Source organism: Mucilaginibacter terrigena, assembly GCF_004168255.1.
GTDB lineage: Bacteria > Bacteroidota > Bacteroidia > Sphingobacteriales > Sphingobacteriaceae > Mucilaginibacter > Mucilaginibacter terrigena.
Window position 1 is genome coordinate 267,841 of record NZ_SEWG01000001.1, and the last position, 14,682, is coordinate 282,522.

At 45.7% G+C, this 14,682-nt stretch carries 13 protein-coding genes; 2 read left to right on the forward strand and 11 right to left on the reverse strand.

From position 1 onward, the window contains the following. The first annotated feature begins 477 nt into the window (after positions 1 to 477). Positions 478 to 2,247 (forward strand): arginine--tRNA ligase, encoded by a 1,770-nt coding sequence (gene argS / locus EWM62_RS01150; protein ID WP_129874807.1) that lies wholly within the window; start codon positions 478 to 480, stop codon positions 2,245 to 2,247. Between the two features lie 115 nt (positions 2,248 to 2,362). Here argS and EWM62_RS01155 read toward each other — a convergent pair whose 3' ends face one another. The 7 genes from EWM62_RS01155 to EWM62_RS01185 all read right to left on the reverse strand — a co-directional run bounded on the left by EWM62_RS01155 (position 2,363) and on the right by EWM62_RS01185 (position 7,354). After that, a complete protein-coding gene (locus EWM62_RS01155; RefSeq protein ID WP_129874808.1) occupies positions 2,363 to 2,656 on the reverse strand; it encodes a YXWGXW repeat-containing protein in 294 nt (97 codons plus the stop codon). A 185-nt stretch (positions 2,657 to 2,841) separates the two neighbouring features. Then, entirely contained in the window at positions 2,842 to 3,288 is a 447-nt protein-coding gene (locus EWM62_RS01160) for an SRPBCC domain-containing protein (protein WP_129874809.1), read from the reverse strand. 107 nt (positions 3,289 to 3,395) lie between these two features. Further along, entirely contained in the window at positions 3,396 to 4,283 is an 888-nt protein-coding gene (locus tag EWM62_RS01165; protein WP_129874810.1) for a 3-hydroxybutyryl-CoA dehydrogenase, read from the reverse strand. 45 nt (positions 4,284 to 4,328) lie between these two features. Next, entirely contained in the window at positions 4,329 to 4,940 is a 612-nt protein-coding gene (bioD, locus tag EWM62_RS01170; RefSeq protein WP_129874811.1) for a dethiobiotin synthase, read from the reverse strand. Next, complete coding sequence (locus EWM62_RS01175; protein ID WP_129874812.1) at positions 4,933 to 6,060, reverse strand: aminotransferase class I/II-fold pyridoxal phosphate-dependent enzyme; 1,128 nt, start codon at positions 6,058 to 6,060, stop codon at positions 4,933 to 4,935. Before EWM62_RS01175 ends, bioD begins: the two co-directional genes overlap by 8 nt. Before the next feature lie 71 nt (positions 6,061 to 6,131). After that, positions 6,132 to 6,479, reverse strand: coding sequence for a Spy/CpxP family protein refolding chaperone (locus EWM62_RS01180; protein WP_129874813.1), 348 nt, complete (start codon positions 6,477 to 6,479; stop codon positions 6,132 to 6,134). Positions 6,480 to 6,574: 95 nt separating this feature from the next. Then, positions 6,575 to 7,354 carry an XRE family transcriptional regulator gene (locus tag EWM62_RS01185; RefSeq protein ID WP_129874814.1) on the reverse strand — a complete coding sequence of 260 codons (780 nt, stop codon included), beginning with the start codon at positions 7,352 to 7,354 and terminating at the stop codon, positions 6,575 to 6,577. Positions 7,355 to 7,439: 85 nt separating this feature from the next. On the opposite strand from EWM62_RS01185, the gene EWM62_RS01190 reads away from it, so the two are divergent. Continuing rightward, the gene (locus EWM62_RS01190; RefSeq protein ID WP_129874815.1) at positions 7,440 to 7,802 is read left to right on the forward strand and encodes a GIY-YIG nuclease family protein; all 363 of its coding nucleotides are present in this window, start codon (positions 7,440 to 7,442) and stop codon (positions 7,800 to 7,802) included. Between the two features lie 6 nt (positions 7,803 to 7,808). Here the strand turns inward: EWM62_RS01190 and msrB are convergent, their stop codons facing one another. The 4 genes from msrB to EWM62_RS01210 all read right to left on the reverse strand — a co-directional run bounded on the left by msrB (position 7,809) and on the right by EWM62_RS01210 (position 14,680). Continuing rightward, complete coding sequence (msrB, locus tag EWM62_RS01195; RefSeq protein WP_129874816.1) at positions 7,809 to 8,297, reverse strand: peptide-methionine (R)-S-oxide reductase MsrB; 489 nt, start codon at positions 8,295 to 8,297, stop codon at positions 7,809 to 7,811. Between the two features lie 151 nt (positions 8,298 to 8,448). Further along, positions 8,449 to 11,643 (reverse strand): DPP IV N-terminal domain-containing protein, encoded by a 3,195-nt coding sequence (locus tag EWM62_RS01200; RefSeq protein ID WP_129874817.1) that lies wholly within the window; start codon positions 11,641 to 11,643, stop codon positions 8,449 to 8,451. Positions 11,644 to 11,709: 66 nt separating this feature from the next. Further along, entirely contained in the window at positions 11,710 to 14,040 is a 2,331-nt protein-coding gene (locus tag EWM62_RS01205) for a penicillin-binding protein 1A (protein WP_129874818.1), read from the reverse strand. Between the two features lie 142 nt (positions 14,041 to 14,182). Next, a complete protein-coding gene (locus EWM62_RS01210) occupies positions 14,183 to 14,680 on the reverse strand; it encodes a hypothetical protein (protein ID WP_129874819.1) in 498 nt (165 codons plus the stop codon). Between the last annotated feature and the right edge of the window lie 2 nt (positions 14,681 to 14,682).

A 14,682-nucleotide genomic window follows, 5' to 3' on the forward strand; every position in this document is an offset into this window, starting at 1 on the left:
TGTCCCACTAAATATTACACAACGCGGGACACTTATATAAAACATTAATAATCAATTATTTACGATTTTATAAAGATCAATTTTTACCTCAAGTAAAACTTCATCATTTAAATATTAAATATCTATAAATAAACATTTTATGGTATTTTCATAGTGTGTCCCACTCGTTTCTGAATGGGACGGAATGGGACACCCCCTGATTTTAGATTTTAGAATTACGATTTTGGATTTACAGAGCACTTTAAAGCCCAATCCGTCCTGAAAAAGTTTACACTTTTGGTTGTAATACTGTGTTGATTTACACTTCTTTATTTCACCACAAAGCTCATTAAGACTTGCGTGGTATTTAACACCAAGGTCACAAAGAAAGCTTCGTAGCCTTGTGTGTTCCCCTCTGTGCACCTTGTGGTTAATCGCCCAATCAAATTCTATGAACTATCAACTATCAACCACCAACTTATTTATTAATTTTGCGCGATGGATTTTATTATTGAGGCTGTTGTTAAGGCCGTTAAGGATTTATACCAAACCGATATTGCCGCTAAAGATGTAAACCTGCAGGATACCCGCAAGGAGTTTGAAGGGCAGGTTACCCTGGTTACGTTCCCATATACCAAAGTATCGCGCAAGGGCCCGGAGCAAACCGGCGCCGAAATTGGCGAATATCTGCAAAAAGCTTTACCCGAAATTGCCGCTTTTAACGTTGTTAAAGGCTTTTTAAATATATCCATTGCCGATAGTTACTGGCTGGACCAGCTTCGTACTGATATCCTGTCGGATGATTTCGCGGCAGCAAAACAAAACGGAAAAAGGGTGATGGTGGAGTATTCATCGCCAAATACCAACAAGCCATTGCACCTGGGGCACATCCGTAACAACCTGTTAGGTTTTTCGCTGTCAGAGATATTGGCCGCGGCAGGTTACGATGTAGTGAAAGCCAACCTGGTAAACGACAGGGGTATCCACATTTGTAAAAGCATGGTGGCCTGGCGCGAGTTTGGCCAGGGCGAAACACCCGAAAGCAGCGGCTTAAAAGGCGACCACCTTGCCGGTAAATATTACGTTTGGTTTGATAAGGCGTATAAGCAACAGATACAGGAACTGGTTGAAGAAGGCCAGACGGAAGATGAAGCCAAAAAGAATGCACCGCTGATCAAAGAAGCGCAGGAAATGCTTTTGCAATGGGAGGCAGGCGACGAGGCGGTTATCAGCCTGTGGAAAACCATGAACGGCTGGGTTTACGATGGTTTTAATGTTACCTACAAAACCCTTGGCGTAAGCTTTGATAAATACTATTACGAAAGCAACACCTACTTATTAGGTAAGGATATTGTGGAGGAAGGCCTTGCAAAAGGTGTTTTCTTTAAAAAGGAAGATGGCTCGGTTTGGATAGACCTTACAGAAGATGGCCTCGACCAGAAACTGGTGCTGCGGGCCGATGGTACATCGGTTTACATTACCCAGGATTTGGGTACCGCCCAGTTAAAATACGACGATTTTAAAATGGATGAGTCCATTTACGTAGTTGGTAACGAGCAGGATTATCACTTTAAGGTGCTTTTCCTCATCCTGCAAAAGCTTGGTAAAAGCTGGGCGCAGGGCTTGTACCACTTATCCTATGGTATGGTCGACCTGCCATCGGGTAAAATGAAAAGCCGCGAAGGCACGGTGGTTGATGCCGACGACCTGATGGCCGATATGTTTGGCACTGCTAAAGAAACTACCGAAGCTATGGGTAAGGTAGATGGCTTTACCGACGAAGACAAAAACAAGCTGTACCGTACCATTGGTATGGGCGCTTTAAAATACTTTTTGCTGAAAGTTGACCCTAAGAAACGCCTGCTGTTCGACCCTAAGGAATCGATAGACTTCCAGGGGCATACAGGGCCGTTCATCCAGTACACCCATGCCCGTATTAAATCTGTACTGAGCAGGGCTAATTATACGGCCGAGGGCAGCGCAAACGATGTGGCCGAACTGGATGACATAGAGCGCGACCTGATCGTAACCCTTACCAAATTCCCGCAAACTATACAGGAAGCAGCCGCGAACCACAGCCCTGCGCTGATAGCCAACTATGTGTACGAACTTGCTAAAAACTATAACAAGTTTTACCACGAAAAATCTATCATGCAGGCCGAGGAAGAACGGTTAAAGCAATTCCGCCTGCAGCTATCCGCCGCATCGGCAAAAGTCATCAGCAAAGCCATGGGGCTGCTGGGGATAGATGTACCGGAAAGGATGTAGTTAGTAGAGAAGCAAGAAAACAAGACATAAGATTCAAGATAAAAGCCCTTAGTACTTTGCTAAGGGCTTTTTTCATCTTGTCTCTTGCTTCTAATTGTCTTGTCTCTCTTAAAGACTACCTCCAATGCCCTTTTCGCCAGGCGTAGCCCCTTGACGTATGTACCCAGCTGCCTTGTACATAAACCCGGTTAGCACGCGGGCGTACATAATAACCATTACGATATACGTACCTGTTACCACGGTAAATCCATTCGCCGGGTACCCAGTAGGCATTTGCATATGGTGCAACAGGCCTTGCATAAACCGGTTCTACGGGCTGGTCGGCAACGTATGTTTCACTTGCACACGATGACAGGAACAGCGACCCCGCTATTGCAGCTATCATCCCAAATTTTGATAGTGTTTTCATCTGTATTTGTTTTTGGTAGATATATATGACAGATGAGAAAAAGAAAGGTTTAAAAGAGCCCCAAGCCCCCCAGCCCCCTAAGGGGGAGCTTTAAAAACCTAAAGCCCGACTTGTTCTGCAAGTCGGGCTTGTTTAAATTTTGTTTCCCCTTTAGGGGGTTAGGGGGCATCGGCTGGGGGGGCTTTCTATCGTTCAAGCACCGCTTCCAGCCTGTCGAAGTTCTCTTCGTTGGCGGGGATACAGATGTGTTTTACCTTTTCAAAAAGGTCAGCCGTTTCAAACTCCTGTTCAAAAATAAGTTTGGTTTGATTACCCGCAGGTTCAAATGTGGCAGTGAGCGTAAAAATTGGCGCGTTTACATGGTTTAGAATGATCCTGTTGAGGCCAACTTCTACAAATACGCTTTCATTTGGATAGTCGGCGCCGGTAGGGCCGTGCATGGTGAATTTCCAGTTGCCGCCCGGCACCGGGTTAAATTCGTGAAAGGTGTTGCTGAACCCTTTTGGTCCCCACCATTTGGCCAGCTTATCGGGGTCTGTCCAGGCATCAAACATCTTTTCGGCAGTTGTATCGAATACCCTTATAGATGTTACTGTGCGGTCGTTAGCGTTGTTTGGGGTTTCGTTTTCCATAGTGTTATTATTTAAACCTTGTCATCCTGAGCGATAGCGAAAGATCTGTCGGCTACACGCAAATCGGCGATTAGATGCTTCACTACGTTCAGCATGACAATTTGATGTTAAGCAAACTTCTCCGCCACAACCAGATCTTTACTGCCTGCTGTATATTTATAAAATCCGCTGCCACTTTTAACACCCAGGTGCCCGGCGGTAACCATATTTACCAATAGCGGGCATGGGGCATATTTAGGGTTGCCAAAGCCGTTGTGCAGCACTTTAAGTATCGCCAGGCAAACATCCAAACCAATAAAATCGGCCAGTTGCAACGGGCCCATCGGGTGGGCCATACCCAATTTCATCACCGTATCGATCTCGTGCACGCCGGCAACGCCTTCAAACAATGTGTATATGGCCTCGTTTATCATCGGCATTAATATACGGTTGGCCACAAAGCCGGGGTAATCGTTCACCTCAACAGGGTCTTTACCCAGCTTGCGCGATAGTTCCATAATGGTGTTGGTCACTTCGTCGGTAGTAGCATACCCGCGTATCACCTCCACCAGTTTCATAATAGGTACCGGGTTCATAAAGTGCATACCGATAACATTAGCCGGGTTAGCGGTGGCCGCCGCAATTTCGGTAATGGAAATAGACGAGGTATTCGACGCCAGGATCACATCGCTTTTGCAAATCTCGCTGAGCTGTTTAAACAGTTTCAGCTTTATCTCGCGGTTTTCGGTGGCTGCTTCTACTACCAGGTCGGCATTGGCGGCGCCTTCCTTCACATCTGTATAGGTTTTAATATTGCCCAGGGTAGTGGTTTTAGCGGCTTCGTCAATTGCGCCTTTTTTGATCTGGCGGTCCAGGTTTCCGGCAATGGTTTGCAGTGCCTTTTGCAGGGCGCTGTCGCTGATATCAACAAGTGATACATTAAACCCATTTTGCGCGAAGGTATGGGCGATGCCGTTACCCATAGTACCCGAGCCTATAATTGAAATATTCTTCATATATAATTGGTTGGTATTTCCGTTGGATTGGAAAACGGCTGCAAATTACAAGGAAATATATTTACCTGCATCAGCAATTGTGTTTTTATCTACTGTGGTAAGCACCGGAATCCGCCCCAAATGGTTTATCTGCGTGTAGGTGGTAATGTACTCTTCGGTCGAGGTATTCTCATCACCATTAAATATAATACCCTTAACAGGGATGCCGCGCTGTTTTAAAGCTTCGATAGATAGGATTGTATGATTTATGCTGCCCAGGTAGTTTTGCGATACCAATATCACTTCGGCATTTAATTGTTTGATCAGGTCAATAACCAGGAAATGGTTATTTAATGGTACCATCAGGCCGCCTGCGCCTTCTATCAGCAACCGGTTGTCGGTTTTTGGGGCGATGATGGTTTTTTCGTCTATCCCGATCCCGTCAATCGCCGCGGATTTGTGGGGCGAGTAGGGTTGGGTCAAGCGATAAGTTTCGGGATGAAATACTGAAACTTCATTTGATACCAGCCGCTGCACCTTTATCGTGTCGGAGTTATCCAATTCGCCGGATTGCACAGGCTTCCAGTAATCGCATTTTAGCTTTTCCACCAATATGGCCGAGATCAGCGTTTTACCAATATCGGTTCCTATACCGGTTACAAATAAAGGTTTATACATGGGTGATGTTATTGATGGTTGATGTAAGCAAGTCAATTTCTTCGGCAGTGTTGTAGGAGTGGATGCAGATCCTGATGCGCTCGGTGCCTTGTGCTACGGTGGGGCTTAATATGGCACGTACGTCAAGTCCTGCGTTTTGCAGTTGCTGGGCTGCCTGTTTAGCCTTTTCGTTGCTGTTTAATAGTACGCACTGAATGGCGCTGTCGCTTTGCAGCAGGGGATGAGTATCGCTTTGTTTAATTCCCTGTTTAAAAAGGCTGATGTTAGTATGCAGTTGCCCGATCTCTGCCGATGATTTTTGCAGCAGGCCATAAGCCATTTTTACCGCCGCCAGCTGATGAAACGGCGCCGCTGTGGTGTAAATAAACGACCGCGCGAAATTGATGAGGTATTCGCGCAGCAAATTACTGCCCAGTATAATAGCCCCATGGCAGCCCAGCGCCTTGCCAAAGGTTATTATACGGGCAAAAACCTGATCCTGTAAATTCAGGTCGCTTATCATTCCGGCAGGGTACAGGCCGACCGCATGCGCTTCGTCGACAATTAAATGCGCGCCATATTGTTGGGTTAGCTTCAGGATGTCAGCAACAGGCGGGGTGTCGCCATCCATGGAGTAAACGCTTTCTATCGCCACATAGCAAATGCCCTTAGCAGCCTTTAACTTGCCCTCCAGGCTCTCCGGATCGTTGTGGCGGAAGGTATAGCGGTTGGCATAGCTCAAGCGCGCACCGTCGATAACAGAGGCATGTACCAGCTCGTCGCATATAACGGTATCACCTTTTTGTGGTAACGACGAGAACAGCCCCACATTGGCATCATACCCCGAGTTGAACAACAAACCAGCATCAGCCTGATGGTAGGCGGCGATAGCTTTTTCCAGCTTTTCGGCATAAGACAAATTACCGGAGATCAGTCGTGAGCCTGTGGCGCCATTCAAACTTAGCGGGTGGTTATCAGTTTCGTGCTGTATACTGGCTTTTAAAACAGGGGAGCGGGCAAAGCCCAGGTAATCGTTAGTGCAAAAATCTCCAAGGGTACCTTCGGGCCGCAGGGTGCGGTAGTTGCCCAGTAATTTGCGCTCATCAAGTTTGGTTTGGATATATTTTTCTGATGATGCCACGCCATTAATTTTCTGCTAAAATAAAAAAAGCGGCTTATAGCCGCTCCTTTTATTATTAATAATGTTTTTACTTAACGGCCGCCGCCACCGTTTTGGCGTTGGGCGCGTCTTTCGTCCATCTCTTTCTGCCATGCAGCAGCCTGGTCTGCAGTTAATACAGCCTTAACTTTATCCATAGTGGCCTGCATCATCGGGCGCATTTGTGTCCTTATGTCGCCACCTGCATTACGCAGGCTATCCATCGATTTCACCTGCGCATCGTAGATCACCGTAATTTTTGCTGCCTGGTCGTCGGTAAGCTTAAGGGTTTCCTTCATAGCTTTAACCCTGTCGGCGGTCGTCATTCTTGGGCGGCCCTGGGCAAAGCTAACTGCTGATATTCCGAAAAGGAACAGGCAGATCATCATAATCTTTTTCATACTCTAATTTTTTTAGTTTTAATTTAATTGATGTTATGATAAAGATAACGGTGAATAGTTTAACCTGTTACTGTGTAACTTAATTGTTGCCGTAGTTAATTTACGTCCTTATTATTCAAATTAGCTATCGAGCGCTGCATCTGGGCCATCATACTGGTCAGGCTTTCCATAGTAGGCTCGGGTGTTGGCATGGGCATATGGGTAGAGATATAAGCCTTGGCCTTCCAAACTTCCAGTACATCCTCGGCACTTATTTCGTATGGCTCGTACACCGGGTTGTCTGATATCAGTTTAAGGTTGCGGCCTTCTTTATATTTATTGCCGGCGCGTTTGTAAACCACGCCATCGTTTTTGGAGATGATCACATAGGTTTCGCCAATTTTTACATCGGCCCAGTTCTCCTGGTACTCGCCTATAATGATAGTGCCTGATTGCAGCGGCAGCATCGAATCGCCTTTGATCTCGAACCCGCGGTAGGTACCCTGCTTAAACATGGGCAGGTATAATTTTGGCAATTGCGATACATATTCGGGGTCGGCGTAGCCGTTTAAATAGCCGGCGCTGGCCTTTAAAGGCACCATCTCAATATTTTCGTTATCTTCCTTATCTACCGAAATACTTAGTATCCTGAGGTTTGCCGGGTTACCTTTTGGCTTTGGGGCCCACTTCTCGTCGATGGTTTCGTTGATAAAATCATCAATTGATACATCAAAGAAGATTGCTAATTGTTTTAGTAGTTCATACTTTGGCTCGGCACGTTCTTCTTCGTATGCACCTACTAATGAGCGTTTTATACCTACCTGATCAGCGAATTGCTGTTGGGTTAATCCCTTCTTTTTCCTAAGGAACTTAATATTTTGTGAAATTTTTGCCATAAAAATTTGGAATTGCTAAAATAGTTAGTATTTTTATGCTCATAAAATTAGTAATTATTTTTTAATCAGCAAATTTTTTTATCAAATGAAGAGGTTCGTTTATATCATCACAGACAGGAACAGGAAAAATTTACATGTTGGCATGTGCACCGACTTACTTAAAACCTTAAAGTTTTATGGCGAGATGCCTACCTTATTTTTCGACAGTGCGCAGCAATTGAACCGGCTGGTTTATTTTGAAGAAATAAACACCGAAGAGCAGGCGATGGAGCGCTTTAAAATGGTGAGCACTTTTACCCGCCCGCAAAAAGAGAAAATGATACGCCCCGTAAACCCCGATTGGGTTGACCTTACCGCAGGTTTAAAATACGAAAGTGGTGTAAGGGTAAGGCCCGCCATTTACGGCAGGCCATCTATACAAGCGGTGCGCAGGGCGGTTGCCGTTTAATAGTAATTACTGTTTAACAAATATTAAGGCGCCCGAGTTCATGCAATATCTTTTGCCGCCGCGGTCTTTTGGTCCGTCGTCGAAAACATGGCCCAGGTGCAATCCTGTACTTTTTTCAACAACCTCATCGCGGCTCATGCCAAAGCTGCTATCGTGCACAACTTCAACTTTGTTGGGGTCAACCGCTTTTACAAAACTTGGCCAGCCGGTGCCGCTGTCAAATTTATCGGCCGAGCTAAATAATACTTCGCCTGTAGCGGCGCTTAAATAAACACCTTTCTGGTGATTATCGTGATAAGCATTGTTAAAAGGCGGTTCGGTGCCCCGGTTCACCATAATTTCGTATTGGTTAGGCGTAAGCTTTTTCTTCCACTCCGCAGCGGTTTTGCCTAATCTTCTTTTTTCTTGGGTAGTTTTATTTTGCCCGTTGCTGTTATCGCAGCCAAAGGCCGTAATAACGCCAATTATCAGTATTGCTAAAATTGACTTTCTCATAATAATACAATTTACGAATACCGTGTCGGTTTAGATGTCATTGCTACGTCTGATTTTGAGGGGTAAAGAGTAATCTTAGGCGACAAAAAAAGAACGAGCACATATTGCACGCGCTAAATCTGAAATCGTAAATCTAAAATCAGCAATCAACCTACCATCCCGGTGCAAACGTTAACCCAAACACGGGTTTCTTCACATCCGACCGGTTGAACGGTATGGCGTAATAGGGTTCCAGTATAAAAGCGCCAAAAACATTTACCCTTAACGATATACCCGCGCTAAGTGCAGGTACACGGCTATATACGGGTACGCTAAAAGGGGCGCCGGTAGATGGGTCTACAACGGTTCTGGAGCCTACCACATCGGGGTTAGATTTAAATTGCACCTGGTCGCCTTTGTTCCAGGCCAAACCCGCGTCAAAAAATACGTTCAGATCGGTAAACAAAAATTTCGATTTTATTACAGCTAATTTCTCGGGGCCTGTAAAAGGCAGGCGTATCTCAAAGTTTGCTACCGCTATACGGCTCCCCGAAAGCTGATCGATAGTGAAATTGTTTGTAGTTGCCTTTTGCGCATTATAAAAAGTTTGCGCCTCATACCCGCGTATTAAAAACGGGTAGCCTACATATAGCGGGTAAAGGGCGCTTGCATCACCGCCCAGGCGGCCATAGCCGTAAAGCCTTGCTGCAAATGTAACCGGGGCGGTACGTACATATTTCCGCAGATCAATTGTAGGTGCAAAAAAGTGATAAGTGCCAAAATTATATTCAGCTTCGATGCGGAAACGATGCCCGTTAAGCGGCGCGGCGATGCCGAAGTACGAATCGTCGCCAACCAAAGCGGTGCTTAGGCCGTATATGGCAAAAGGTTTCAGGTCCTGCCCGTATTCGGTGCGGAATTGTTCGCGCGAGATCTTATGCTTTTTAAAATCGATGGCATTGCCTATTACAGTTTGCTCGTTACCTTCTCCATCCTGTATAATGCCATAATTATAATAAGTGCTGTACCTGTCGACCCGGTAAGAGTAACGCGAGGCGGATGTACCCACCTCTGCCCGTAACGATCTTGATAGCGGGTAGGATGCAAAAACCTGCAGCTGATCTTCAAACGTGCGGATGATATCCGTTTTTTCTTCAAAAACAGGCACCTGCTGGCCGTTGAAATCTAAAGTAGTAAAGCCGTAGCCATAGGTACCCGATTGATAAGGGATATGCGAGATGCCCAAACCAAAGTTCCAGCGCCCCTGCTGGTTTATGTAAACTACCTGCCCGCCAAAATCATATATCTCGCCGTTTACCGCCAAACCCGCGTAGATCTGGTTACGGCCCAAAATATCGCTGAAAACCCCCTGCACACCGCTTGATAAACCTGTACCGTACGAGCCTACCGAAGCGCCGATGCCGTTGCTTGCCAGGTAATCTAACTTAAATTTCGGTTTGTAAGGGATGGCGCGGATAGAATCGAGCGGTATTTTGCTATAGGCCAGGTAATTGTTAAGGTTACTGTTGATGAGGTCGACACCCACGGCCCGCAACGGCGGCAGCATGGCGGCTGTAAAGTTTGTGCTGCCTGCATCAACCACTACCGGTTTAAAATCAGATACTTTGGCGTTATAAATAGCATATTTTTGGGCGCGGTAGTAGGAGTAAACCACATCATTATTAGCCGAAAGGCTTAGCGCGGGCGAATACTCGGTAATGCCGCAGATGCCGGTGAAAAGGTCGGTCATTTGCTCTACCTTGCCGCCTGCCAGGGTGTAGCGGTATAAGTTCCTGAACCCATCTTTGTTAGACAGGAAGTAAACCTGCGTACCATCTGACGAGTATTGCGGGTTAAGGTTATTGGCCCCGTCGAACACCTTAATATCGGTTACCTTGCCGGTTGCTATCTCCAGCTCGGCTAAGTTGAAGGTAATATCCTGCGAAAGTTTTGTATCGTAAGTGGCCCTGTCGCTCGAAAAAATAACACGCTTGCCATCCCTCGAAAAATTGGGCTGATAGTCGGAAAATTTATCGTTGGTAAGCTGGGTTACCTTTTTTGAATCGAAACTGTACATGTACAGGTCGCTCTGCCCTTCGGATAAGCCCTGGAAAACAACATTCTTCCCATCCGGCGACCACGAGAGGTTACTAAACTGCTCGGCTTTCTCCATAGATACATCGTTTACAATGCGGCCATCGGGTACATCAACAACCAGCATACGGTTGCGCCCCTTGCTGAACACGCTGAACGCGAATCTCTTGCTGTCCGGCGACCACGTGCCCGCCGACTCGATAAAGTTAAACTCATCGATATGGGTATTGGATACCTTACTGGTGAGCCGCTTGATCACCCGGCCCGTTTTTGCATCGGCCAGGTAAAGGTCTATACTGAAAAGGCTTTTGGACGAAAGAAAGGCCAGGTACTTGCCATCGGGACTAACCGACGGGGCAACAGTAAGGTCGCCGCCGGCCCTGACATCAACAACACGGGTGCCCACAGGCGTTTGTACGGTATCTTTTAAAAATGGCTTGTAAGTGTTTTCGATAGAGTTTTGCCACAAGCGCGACAGGGTTTTATCATCGTACCCAAACGTACGGCGTATGCCATACTCCAAACCAAAACGCGCGGTGTTTTTAAAGAAAGGCACAATAATGGTATCGCCATAGGTTGACCCTAAGAACGACCAGAATGCCTCGCCGTAACGGTAGGGGAAATATTTATTGCTTTGGGTAAGGTCGCGTACGGTAGGTATATCGTGGTTTAAATACGCGTCGCGCATCCACATGGCCGTGTAGGCATCTTTTTTACCTAACGACAGGTATTCGGCCATACCCTCAATCATCCACAACGGCAGGTTGCCAATGTTCTCAAAATTCGACGAATCGCTGCCAAGTAAAGTATGATATTGAAAAGCGTGAACCAACTCGTGCCCCAAAACGTGGCGGGTAGTTTGGTTGGTTTCCATAATGGGCATCACCACGCGGTTCTTTAAACCTTCGGTAATACCGCCTGTACCTACGCTGATTTCGCCATCAATAGCGGTGGTTTGCTGAAAATCGGGGTGGTTGGCGTATAATATAATAGGGTTGGGCCTGTTAAACGTATCGCGGAACACCTGCTGGTGCAGCGTGTACCAAAGCTCGCTTTCCTGGGCAAAGCGTTTTATCAGGCTATCATTCTTCAGGTAATAATAGATCTCGAAGTGCGGGGTTTTGTAAACCTTAAATTTGAGGTTTTTATACCGCACTTTATTTTGGCCAAAGTATTGGGCGCTGGCCTGCTGGTTAAACAGCAAAGCCGCCACAAGGCATAATAATATAAAAGGATACTTTATGGATAAATTAAAGGGGAACCGTTTATTCATATATAGCGTATTATACAATGCTAATTTATATTAAATACGTGCCCCAAGCAAGCCTGGTTGCTTAAATTATTTTGTAGCCGGCGGGGTACCCTCGGGGTTCTCGGCCGGTGCCGGCACAGTTACGGGTGTGCCGGTAGTATCCATTGGCATTTCCATCAGGCTATCAGTAGATGTGGTATCCTCGCGTATAACCGGCGACGGGCACATGTATTCCTTTGTTATCTTCACCCAGGGCTTAGGGAAGGGCCCATAAGTATAGCCCGAATTGGGATCGGCGTAAACTTTTTCCATAAAGGTGCCAAAAATAGGCAAGGCGGTGTGCGAGCCTTCACCCGTTTCTGACGAGGTGAAGTGGACGCTGCGGTCGTCGGCGCCAACCCAAATGCCCGTTACCAGGTCCTTGGTGATGCCCATATACCAGCCGTCCACATAATCGCTTGATGTACCGGTTTTACCGCCTATCTGGTTGTTCTTTTTCCAAAGGCTTGGATATTCCCACAAGGCCTGCGAGGTGCCGCCCGGTTCTTCCATACCGCCGCGGAACATATACAGCATCAGCCACGCGGTTTCTTCGCTTAAAACGCGTTCGGCCTTTAGCGTAAATTCCTGTATAACATCACCTTTTTGGTCGGTTATTTTGGTTACCAGCAGCGGGTCAACCTTTTCGCCTTTGTTCAGGAAGGTGCTGTAAGCCCGCACCATTTCAAAAACCGATACATCGTTTGAGCCTAATGAAACCGACGGTACCGATTTTAGCGGACTTTCGATGCCGATTTTGTGCGCGTACTCTACAATTTTATCCCAGCCTACATGCTCGGTTACCTGCGCGGTTATCGAGTTTACCGATTTACCCATCGCCCAGCGTAACGACATTTCGCGGTACGAGAAATGGAAATCGGCATTGTTTGGCTGCCATACATCGTCCTTGCCATTATCTTTAAATTTAATGGTAACAGGCTTATCGGTAAATTTATCGCAAGGGGTGAAGCCGTTATCAAGCGCGGTAACATAGGCAAAAGGCTTAAATGTAGAACCTGCCTGGCGTTTGGCCTGGTTTACATGGTCGTAATTAAAATATTTATGATCGATACCGCCAACCCAAACTTTTATTTTCCCGGTTGATGGCTCCATGGTCATCATACCGGTGTTCAGGATCCTGGTATAGTACTTAATCGAATCGACGCTGGAGAAGGTAGTATCCTTGTCGCCATTCCAGGTAAACACGCTCATGCGTTTCTTTTTCTCAAAGTAGTTGTTTATCTGGGTGGTATCGCCCTTATATTTTTTGCTCAGCAGTTTATATATCGGCAGCCTTTGCTCGGCTTTAAGTAAAAAATCTTTTATCTCAACGCCTTTACTGTCCCTCCATGGGTTTTTGTTGCCCCACAGGTTGTTAAAGCGCTTTTGCAGCATTTTCATTTTTTGCGCAACCGCTTCTTCGGCGTATTGCTGTAGTTTTGAGTCGATAGTGGTGTAGATCTTTAAACCGTCTTCGTACAGGTCGTAATCGTTTTGTTTGCACCATTTATCCAGCCATTTTTCAACCGCGCGGCGTATGTATGAATCTTCCTGCCCGGTGTTATCGCGGTAATTAAGGTTAAGGTTTAAAGGCAGGGCGGCGTTAGCGGCGTATTCCGGTTTTTTAAGGTAACCGTATTTTTCCATCTGGCTTAACACCACGTTACGTCGCTCAAGTGATCTTTCGGGGTTGGTTTTTGGGTTGTAGGTTGATGTAGCCTTTAGCATTCCAATTAAGGTTGCAGCTTCGGCAGGGTTTACCGCATTTGGCGATTTATTGAAATATTTTAACGTAGCCGTTTTAATACCGAATGAGTTATTACCAAACGGAACGGTATTTAAATACATGGTAAGTATTTGCTGCTTATTATATTGGTGCTCAATTTTATAAGCAGTTATCCATTCCTTACACTTAAAAACCACGGTACGTAAAAGCGGTATATGCCTGATAAGCCCCTGCGATTTACGCTTGCGGGTATTGAACAGGTTTTTTGCAAGTTGCTGGGTAATGGTGCTGCCGCCGCGGCGGTCGCCTTTTGCGGTGGAAACCAGGCTGCCCATAAAGCCCAGGAAATCCACCCCGCCATGTTTGTAAAAGCGCACATCTTCGGTAGCTACCAAGGCGTTTATCAGGTTAGGGGATATGCTTTTAAAATCGACGGGAGAGCGGTTCTCTTTATAAAACCTGCCGATAAGCTTACCATCGGCGGTATAAACTTCTGATGCGACCGACATGGTAGGTGTTTTAATATCCTCCATATCAGGCGAGTACCCAAAAAGCCACAGAAAGTTTATTTCGATGGCGCAGAAAAAGACAATAATGAAATATATAAATACAGTAAAGTAGCGTAGATACCGGTTCTTTATCTCTCTGAACATTGGGTAAAGATGTAAAATTAAGCGCCCAAATCATAACGGGCAATCGACAAAAATTAACAACGCAATTTTAACAAGTAAATTTTAAGATAAGTAGTTTGCGTGGAGAAATATTTTGAAAGCGGGCGTAATCCAAATTTCTAATTTAATTGGTGGAGGTAAGGTCGTATAAGTCACCCTCATCCCGTTTGCACTTAATAAAAATATGTTTAGGTAGGCCTCCGGTTAAGGTGATTGCGGTGGAGGTGTACTTATCGCAATTAGGGTTATCGTCATTGTGAAATAATAGGTTACCATTTGTAAGTTTATCAGGTAGGTCGTATACGGAACCAACATTGTATTCGCCAATGTATCTGTTGCTTGCCGAATAGATCAGTATGCGCGAAGTTGCCCTGTGGGATAAGCCCCAGTACCAAATTGAAGTTAATAATTTATAGGTTTTTCCTTTCGTGGTAGTTACTGATCCTAAATATTTTAAATGTGTTTCCGTATTACCGTCTGTTGTCCATTTTCCAAAAACAAAAGTGTGGCCAACGATGCCTTTTTTTAACACGGAAAGCCTTATTTTATTGTCATTTACTTGAGCAGCAGCAGAAAGGCAAAATAAAAAAATGCAACTTACTTGGAATAGGAATGATTTCATGT

What these genes read in the sequence shown, in the direction of transcription:
- argS (WP_129874807.1), top strand. Translation starts at nt 478, where the DNA reads ATGGATTTTATTATTGAGGCTGTTGTTAAGGCCGTTAAGGATTTATAC.
- EWM62_RS01155 (WP_129874808.1), bottom strand. Translation starts at nt 2,656, where the DNA reads ATGAAAACACTATCAAAATTTGGGATGATAGCTGCAATAGCGGGGTCG.
- EWM62_RS01160 (WP_129874809.1), bottom strand. Translation starts at nt 3,288, where the DNA reads ATGGAAAACGAAACCCCAAACAACGCTAACGACCGCACAGTAACATCT.
- EWM62_RS01165 (WP_129874810.1), bottom strand. Translation starts at nt 4,283, where the DNA reads ATGAAGAATATTTCAATTATAGGCTCGGGTACTATGGGTAACGGCATC.
- bioD (WP_129874811.1), bottom strand. Translation starts at nt 4,940, where the DNA reads ATGTATAAACCTTTATTTGTAACCGGTATAGGAACCGATATTGGTAAA.
- EWM62_RS01180 (WP_129874813.1), bottom strand. Translation starts at nt 6,479, where the DNA reads ATGAAAAAGATTATGATGATCTGCCTGTTCCTTTTCGGAATATCAGCA.
- EWM62_RS01185 (WP_129874814.1), bottom strand. Translation starts at nt 7,354, where the DNA reads ATGGCAAAAATTTCACAAAATATTAAGTTCCTTAGGAAAAAGAAGGGA.
- EWM62_RS01190 (WP_129874815.1), top strand. Translation starts at nt 7,440, where the DNA reads ATGAAGAGGTTCGTTTATATCATCACAGACAGGAACAGGAAAAATTTA.
- msrB (WP_129874816.1), bottom strand. Translation starts at nt 8,297, where the DNA reads ATGAGAAAGTCAATTTTAGCAATACTGATAATTGGCGTTATTACGGCC.
- EWM62_RS01200 (WP_129874817.1), bottom strand. Translation starts at nt 11,643, where the DNA reads ATGAATAAACGGTTCCCCTTTAATTTATCCATAAAGTATCCTTTTATA.
- EWM62_RS01205 (WP_129874818.1), bottom strand. Translation starts at nt 14,040, where the DNA reads ATGTTCAGAGAGATAAAGAACCGGTATCTACGCTACTTTACTGTATTT.
- EWM62_RS01210 (WP_129874819.1), bottom strand. Translation starts at nt 14,680, where the DNA reads ATGAAATCATTCCTATTCCAAGTAAGTTGCATTTTTTTATTTTGCCTT.